This window comes from Vibrio sp. 10N.222.48.A3, from assembly GCF_041475345.1.
Lineage (GTDB): Bacteria > Pseudomonadota > Gammaproteobacteria > Enterobacterales > Vibrionaceae > Vibrio > Vibrio tasmaniensis_A.
Genome location: NZ_JBFRVX010001311.1, coordinates 1 through 5,613, shown reverse-complemented (window position 1 = coordinate 5,613; position 5,613 = coordinate 1). Strand labels below are relative to the sequence as shown.

9 protein-coding genes are annotated in these 5,613 nt (G+C 42.8%); 2 read left to right on the top strand and 7 right to left on the bottom strand.

Going from position 1 to position 5,613, the window contains the following annotated elements:
* The 7 genes from AB4653_RS25985 to AB4653_RS25955 all read right to left on the bottom strand — a co-directional run.
* The coding region (locus tag AB4653_RS25985; RefSeq protein WP_372105664.1) for a hypothetical protein at window positions 1-1,790 on the bottom strand (1,790 nt) is incomplete at its 3' end.
* Entirely contained in the window at window positions 1,783-2,232 is a 450-nt protein-coding gene (locus tag AB4653_RS25980) for a DUF3850 domain-containing protein (RefSeq protein ID WP_102257937.1), read from the bottom strand. The genes AB4653_RS25985 and AB4653_RS25980, both read right to left, overlap by 8 nt.
* The gene (locus tag AB4653_RS25975; RefSeq protein WP_102257938.1) at window positions 2,219-2,641 is read right to left on the bottom strand and encodes a hypothetical protein; all 423 of its coding nucleotides are present in this window, start codon (window positions 2,639-2,641) and stop codon (window positions 2,219-2,221) included. Before AB4653_RS25975 ends, AB4653_RS25980 begins: the two co-directional genes overlap by 14 nt.
* 110 nt (window positions 2,642-2,751) lie before the next feature.
* On the bottom strand, window positions 2,752-3,045 hold the full coding sequence (locus tag AB4653_RS25970; protein WP_102257939.1) for a hypothetical protein: 294 nt from the start codon (window positions 3,043-3,045) through the stop codon (window positions 2,752-2,754).
* Between the two features lie 11 nt (window positions 3,046-3,056).
* Window positions 3,057-3,347 (bottom strand): phage regulatory CII family protein, encoded by a 291-nt coding sequence (locus AB4653_RS25965; protein ID WP_240798556.1) that lies wholly within the window; start codon window positions 3,345-3,347, stop codon window positions 3,057-3,059.
* A 74-nt stretch (window positions 3,348-3,421) separates the two neighbouring features.
* On the bottom strand, window positions 3,422-3,631 hold the full coding sequence (locus tag AB4653_RS25960; RefSeq protein WP_240798333.1) for a hypothetical protein: 210 nt from the start codon (window positions 3,629-3,631) through the stop codon (window positions 3,422-3,424).
* Complete coding sequence (locus AB4653_RS25955) at window positions 3,628-3,828, bottom strand: Rha family transcriptional regulator (RefSeq protein WP_102257940.1); 201 nt, start codon at window positions 3,826-3,828, stop codon at window positions 3,628-3,630. Before AB4653_RS25955 ends, AB4653_RS25960 begins: the two co-directional genes overlap by 4 nt.
* Window positions 3,829-3,920: 92 nt before the next feature.
* Between AB4653_RS25955 and AB4653_RS25950 the strand changes: the two genes are divergently transcribed.
* Both AB4653_RS25950 and AB4653_RS25945 read left to right on the top strand, forming a co-directional pair.
* On the top strand, window positions 3,921-4,529 hold the full coding sequence (locus tag AB4653_RS25950) for a helix-turn-helix domain-containing protein (protein ID WP_102257941.1): 609 nt from the start codon (window positions 3,921-3,923) through the stop codon (window positions 4,527-4,529).
* A gap of 186 nt (window positions 4,530-4,715) precedes the next feature.
* Window positions 4,716-5,613 (top strand): PP2C family serine/threonine-protein phosphatase (locus tag AB4653_RS25945; RefSeq protein ID WP_372105663.1); only part of this gene is annotated, 898 nt, incomplete at its 3' end.

The window sequence follows — 5,613 nt, the reverse complement described above, 5'->3', positions numbered from 1 at the left end:
CTTGAAGCAAATACGCCACGTTCACGGATCTCTTTGTTCACCTTCTCCACCTGTTTTTCCAAACGAATAATACGACTCTGCATTTTGTCAGTGAGCTCTTTCGGTTTGCCTTGTTGCACTGCTATCGACTTCGCCTTGATTGTTTGAGCCTTAGCAGCAGCTAACTTAGATGCCTTTCTTTTCAGCGGTTTTTTCCACTGGTCTAGCTTATGTCCTAACTCCTTAATTATCGCCGTCATATTTCCAGCCTCAAACGAAGCCAAACATTCCCATTTTGGTGCTCGAGTGCTTGCCGATATGTTATAGCGATTCCCTTTTATCAACCCTTGTTCCGAATCTCCACCTTTGGCGGCATACCCAACCGCTTTAATGATGTACGAGCCGGCGGCTTTAGGCTTCCTGATTCGCTCAAGATTTGCAAAACCATGTCCCCAGATTTTCTCCAGTCGTTTTGCCCAAGCGCGGAAGAACCTAGGTTCAACATTCCACTTTAAAAGCATATGTACATGAGGGTTAGGTTCACCATCATCATTGGCCGGACACTCTGCAACCCAAATATAGTGAAAGTCGAGAGGTTTATTTGTTGGGCCAACGTCACTTGGCTTACCTAGATGAGGTGGCACTTTTTCAACTTTCAAATCGCAGTAAGGTTGCCCACTGTCTTCATCGGTTTGAATAGTATGATCAGCCACCCAACCGCGTTGATACATTTTTTTCATTGCATCAAGTAAGCGTGAAACTTCTTTACCTATAGTGGTTTCAATGGTTTTTTCTACCGTAAACTCTTTGGCGGGCTTATCTTCCAAGCGACAGAAATCACCTGCTATCTCACCATTATGATTCATCAACTTGGTTCGCAATCTATTTTTAAATGGGACTGTTGAATAAGGTCCAGCAATATCGGTAACAGGCGAAGCCACTCGCTTCTCTTTCGAGTTGCTCCTATAGGTCACCATGTTTCGACGATAACGAATTGGATGCCTAGCGCCTAGTTCACCCAATTCCGATTCATCAGCCATACCGCCAAATATGGCCAATCGCTGCTCTCTGGTGAACGTTAAGGTCAAAAACGTAGTGAAACCATCGTTACGAACTGCCGCATAAGCCGCACTTTCAAAAATCTGAGTTACCGCTCGCTTAGTCAGCTTGTCGGTGTACCGTTCACCGCTGTTGACAGTTGGTGCTTTACTCGTCGGTGTTTGAGTAATGTGCTGGATTCTGTACTGGTCGAAACACTCTCGCTGCTGTAATTGTACTGAAGTAGGATTGATTTTAGGCTCACAGCGGTTAATTTTACCTTTCTCTTGTAAAACGGCAGGTGTATTACGCTCTGTAGAGGTATACAACAAGTCGTGATTGAAATACGCCTCAGGGCTTTGTAGGACTTCCGATGGATTAATAACCCTATCTAGCAGCTGCAGAGTTTGGCGATTTCGCTCAATTCTATGACGGTGTTTCTCTGTCGGACTTTTGCGCCCTTTGACTAGCCTATACTCTTCGGCGATTCTCGCCGCCGCTTCGCGGTCGTGTTCAGTGCGATAATTAAGAGCTTTAAAAAGATCTATCGATCTCTTGAGCTCAAATTCTCGCTTAGATTGTTGGTTGAAAACACGATCGTAGATTGGGATTTTTTTAACAAAACCAGCGTCTAAAAGGGCTTGCTCTTGGTTGGTGTAAATTTTAGGCACTAAAAAACCAGCGTGGTATCTAGCATCATTTCGTTTGATTCGGTCGAGGGGCATTACTTTCCCCGCTATGTATAAGAGATCATTGTGTGATATTTCATCCATTCTCTGCCACCTCCCCTAATTTTTTTAGTAGAGTCGTCGCCTCTGTAGCAAAATAGCGTGAATCTTGAATCTGCCTTTCTAGATCAGTAGTAGTGAGTCCAGCCTCTCGAACAACGTCAATACCCGCCTCCATACAATCTGCAGCTTCAACTAAACGATCTCGTAAATGCCCCATCAAAATCACACTATTTAAATGAGATGAATTAGAAAGAGAAAGAACACATACCTCTTTACTTAAACCAAACTTCCCGCCATGAACTACATGAGTGATTTCATGTACCAAGGACGCACCCGTTTTATGCCCATCTTTGTCAATTTCATGCTGTATCAACACGTCGTTAGCTTGATATTTACGATCATTGACTCGAACCTCAGCCGTTTTACGACCTAATCGAACCTCATTAAAAAATTCTGATTTGGTGTTTACTTCATGCAATGTCATGCTCACTCCCCCCTACCGCCGACAAACAAAACTGTTCGAACTCATATAACGCTTCATCATCAAAATGACCTGAATCACGTAGCCCTAACATTTCAAGAAACAGATGACGATTACTCATATCTAAGTTCGCCCAATGATGAAGCTGTGAAACCTGTGCTATTGAGCCATTGCGATACCAACTTGGGAATGAATAACCAAAAAACACACGAGCGCGATCGCCCTGCATGGCTTGCTTGAGATCGGCCAGTACTTCTTCTTGTGGTCGATGTGTTGTGATTGGCTCTTGCTTCTTCGCAATAGCCTCTAACTGGACCAGGACTTGGTGTTGCTGCTCTTGATTACTTGAATTAAAGCGAACAGTAATTTGGTTAACAGACTGATTAAAAAGATGTTCTTCAATAGTATTCATCATCAATTCCTCAGGTTTGAGATATAAAAAACCCTCCCTCTTTAAATCAAAGAGGGATAAAGGGTGTAGGCAAGATGCCTAAGGGCTATGTTCGTTTGAGCATCACTGGACTATGACCAGCGTGACTGAATATCCTTTGCGCTGAAATCAAGAGCTTTTAACTCGCGATCAATGCGAGCTTGCTCTAAGCGGTCATCGCTTGAGTTAAATTGATTCAGTAGAGCTTCTCGTGTCTGATAGAGTGACCTCAACTGACGCTCGCCAAGCTCTTTTCTTGTTCGCTGCAAAAGAGCTAGGCCGCGTTCTTTTTGCTCGCGATTCAAAGACCAACAAACTAAATCAGGGCATGGGTTTTCTAGTGGTGGGACATCTACTTTTAAATGTTCTCTTGTTACAACAGACATAACGAATTCCTCTAACTTAAGCCAGGCATTGGCGCACCGTTGGCAATGAACTCGAAACCCATACTAATCAAAGGGGTTGTGCCACTTGTGCGGTTTTCTAAATCAGACATAAGCAAAACCAAATTACCGATAGCGGCTTGAGCTTTTGCGATCGTCTTACGTTTTTCGCTTCTGTATAAGCGGTCTGCATTGCACACCTTCAATGCATCGCTAGACAGCTCACCGGACAGAATCGAATTTTCTAGGATGCGTTCAACGAACGTTTTTGACTCCTCTTCCCTGGGTACCTTGCCCGCCACCACGCCTAAATCGGCTAATACGGTATTAAGATGATGTAGTCGCCCGAGACTAGGCCTGTAAAAGCAAGCACTCAGTTCTAATTTACGGGCAGTCTCTTCAACATCATGATTGACAAAAAATCACAGTAAGCTGCATCAAAAGCTTGTTGTTTTCGTTCACGTAATACGCACTTAGGCCATAGCAGACATTCGTTTGGATACTTGTCTTCCCATGACTCACTCGATAGGCGTAGCAAAGTAATGTATTGCTGAGTGAGTTTGGTTTTAGGTGACGTTGCGAAGCTCATACTTCTTGCTCCGCAGAACGCTCGAACACTTTCACTAAGTTGATGAGCACAGAGCCTTTCTCGCCCTTTTTAGGAAGAATGGGAATTTCGCCACGAGCTATTGCTCTATCGAGTGACGATGTAGACCAGCCAGTACGTCTAAGAAACTCTTTTTTCGTGCAAAAAGGGGCGTCTAACGCTATTTGAAGACTTGCCATAAGTGGTATCCTACTTAGATAAGTTTATTTTGATGCGAAATGGTGAGACATGAGACATCAAAACCCAATATGACAACAATGGTAGATCGCATATGACGACAATACAAGCCGAAATCCCGGTTTACGACTATCTTTCTGGTAGAAACTTCACGGAAAAGCTAAGAACCGTGACCGAGACAACAACTAATTACCAGTTAGCTGACAAGTTCGGAATCCCAAGATCAACCATTCAAACGTGGCATAGTCACGAAAGAACCGCATTTGAGTTAATTGTTCGTGCGCATTTGGCAACTGGTGCATCGGTTAAGTACATGGCACTAGGTGAAGGTGAACCTTTCGAAGGTAAGAAGAGTGATTCTGCATCTACTGAAAGCATGCAAATATCTAAATTGCTGGATGGAGTGTTGGTAGAAAGTGGCAATATGGCGATAGACCACTCTACTTTAGAGCGATTCGGCCTAAAAGCATCACTGACCCAAGTGGTCGAAGATGATGCTGGTATCTATTACGTCAACCAAGAATCAACCGACCCTGTAACAGGCGACTACCTCATTGATATTGATGGGCGCTTGTCGATCAACTACCTGCAACGTTTACCGGGTAAGAAGCTGGCTATTGCGTTCGGTGAATCGACCATTGAAGTTGCAGAAGAAGACATTAAAGTTCTAGGCCGAGTGGCTATGGAAATGAAGAAGAAGTAATTTGCAATCAATTATTTATTGAGTCAATGCTAGTAACTGATATGAGAAGACGCTCTTAATAAATGTTATGTTATATTCTGTCTTATGTAAGCAGGTGCCAGCATAAAAGCTAGTCCGCTAATCAAGAGCTCAATCAAAATTTTAGATTTGAATTAAAATCATTACACACAAACAGGGCTGATTAATATGCAAGATATATTAACAAAAAGGCTAAATAGACCTGTAAATGGGAACCGGTCATCCGTTGTACATGAAGTCGGAGCGACGTTAGCGACAACTGTCGGGCTTATCAGAACTGAAAATGAAGATCGGGCAATTTCTGCTCGTTTCTATAGTTCAAAAATGGAGCGCTACATATACTTTTATATTCTTAGTGATGGTATGGGAGGTATGGTTAATGGGGGGCTTGCCGCAACTCACACTGTCTCAATGTTTTTAAGCTCTATAATACCTCTTATCGAGTCAGGCATTGAAATAGATCAAGCGATACAACAGTCTGTGTTTTCTGCTCATCAGATCGTTTCCGAATCAACAAACGGTAAAGGTGGAGCAACTTTATCAGCTATAGTCAGCCATGAACCAGGTGAATTCTTTACCGTCAATGTTGGTGATAGTCGAATTTATCAATGCACAACAAGCAATTCTATTTTTCAAATCACTGAAGATGACGATGTAAAAAGCTTCCTCGAAAAACTCAACGGAATCGAACTAAACAGCCTAATAACGAAGAGAAATGGTCTAACAAAGTATATAGGCATGGAGGGAGAATTAGAGGTCACTGTTGAGTCATGCTCTGCACTCTGCGATTTGTTAGTTATTTCTGATGGTATAAGCCAAATTGGAGAAGCTAACTTAGTTGGCCTATATGAAAATAAGACAACCGATAGTGAATTCGTTCAACGTTGTATACATTTGTCCAATTGGCTTGGCGGTCATGATAACGCAACAGCAATCTATGCTTCTTTGGCAAACCTAACATATCACCCAGAAACTACCGAAGTCACCCATAACTGCCTTGAAGTTTGGGATTGCCATGGTTACATCATTATTCCCTTAGCACAACTACCTTCGAAAGGTAGACACC

What these genes read in the sequence shown, in the direction of transcription:
- AB4653_RS25980 (WP_102257937.1), bottom strand. Translation starts at nt 2,232, where the DNA reads ATGACATTGCATGAAGTAAACACCAAATCAGAATTTTTTAATGAGGTT.
- AB4653_RS25975 (WP_102257938.1), bottom strand. Translation starts at nt 2,641, where the DNA reads ATGAATACTATTGAAGAACATCTTTTTAATCAGTCTGTTAACCAAATT.
- AB4653_RS25970 (WP_102257939.1), bottom strand. Translation starts at nt 3,045, where the DNA reads ATGTCTGTTGTAACAAGAGAACATTTAAAAGTAGATGTCCCACCACTA.
- AB4653_RS25960 (WP_240798333.1), bottom strand. Translation starts at nt 3,631, where the DNA reads ATGAGCTTCGCAACGTCACCTAAAACCAAACTCACTCAGCAATACATT.
- AB4653_RS25955 (WP_102257940.1), bottom strand. Translation starts at nt 3,828, where the DNA reads ATGGCAAGTCTTCAAATAGCGTTAGACGCCCCTTTTTGCACGAAAAAA.
- AB4653_RS25950 (WP_102257941.1), top strand. Translation starts at nt 3,921, where the DNA reads ATGACGACAATACAAGCCGAAATCCCGGTTTACGACTATCTTTCTGGT.